Source organism: Kitasatospora sp. NPDC091257, assembly GCF_044757675.1.
Classification (GTDB): Bacteria; Actinomycetota; Actinomycetes; order Streptomycetales; family Streptomycetaceae; genus Kitasatospora; species Kitasatospora lactacystinica.
On sequence record NZ_JBIVVI010001914.1, the window covers coordinates 1 to 1,014 of the forward strand.

1 protein-coding gene is annotated in these 1,014 nt (G+C 74.2%); it reads right to left on the reverse strand.

What is annotated here, in order from left to right:
- A partial coding sequence (locus ACIQOV_RS42845; protein ID WP_401056725.1) for an SWIM zinc finger family protein occupies positions 1-972 on the reverse strand: 972 nt, incomplete at its 3' end.
- Positions 973-1,014 lie beyond the last annotated feature (42 nt).

Genomic DNA, 1,014 nt, shown 5'->3' on the forward strand with positions numbered 1-1,014 from the left:
GTACCCGGCCGGCGACCAGGTGCCGTGATCGCGACGGTAGGGGTACCAGAGGCGCCCGCAGGTGCCGAGGCGCAGCTGGGCGTCGTGTTTCGGGATGGTGATCCAGTTGTCCTTCACGCCGATCCTGGGTGCCTCCTGGGTGTTCCAGGCGTTGCGGATCTCCTCGCGGGCCGTGTCCAGGCGGCGTGGATCCGCGTGCCAGGGTTCGTCGAGGACGGCTAGGGCCATTGGGCCGCCGTATTCCCAGGCTCGGGCCGCGCGGGACAGGGACTGGGGGGTGCGTCGGCCGCCGAAGACCAGGCGCGTGACGATCCCGTCCGGCGGTCGGGCTGCGGCCAGGCGGATCAGGTCGTTGGCGACGGGGAGGGTTGTTGGGACGTGCAGGGTCTGTTGCGTGTCCTGTTGCAGTGCCTGCTGCAGCAGGTGGGTGGCGCGGGCGGCGGTGTCGGCGGCCAGGAACTCCAGGGCGGCCGGGTCGAGGCCGGGGACCGAGTCGGCGGCGTGGTACAGGCGGGCGACCTGGCCGGGCTGGTCGACGGGGAAAGCGGGTGGGGGCAGCGGCGGAAGGCCGGTGCGGGCGGCGGCGAATACGTCCCGGGCGGGCACGCCCGCCGGCGGCGGGCTGGAGGTGGCGGTGCTGTGGCCGGCGTTGCGGCGGTGCAGGTCGGCCATGATCTCGTTCTGGCCGCGGCCGCGCAGGAGGAGCAGGACGAACGGGTCGCGGTCGAGGAGCCGGGCGACCTGGTAGTAGAGCGCGGCGGCGTGCTTGCACGGGTCGCCCCAGTCCGGGCAGGAACAGGTGGGGGTGGGCTCACGTGGTGTCGGCAGCAGATGCGCGCCGGCTCGGACTGCGTCGTCGGCGAGGGTGGGGGGCATGTCGCGCTCCAGCAGGGCGGCGATGTGCCCGGCCCGGCCGGCGACCGTGTCCAGGAGCGCGTCCCAGGCTGTGGGGGTGAGCGGGGGAATGCTCATCGAGGTGCGGTAGGGGGTGGGCCGGCTGCCCTGGACGCGGGC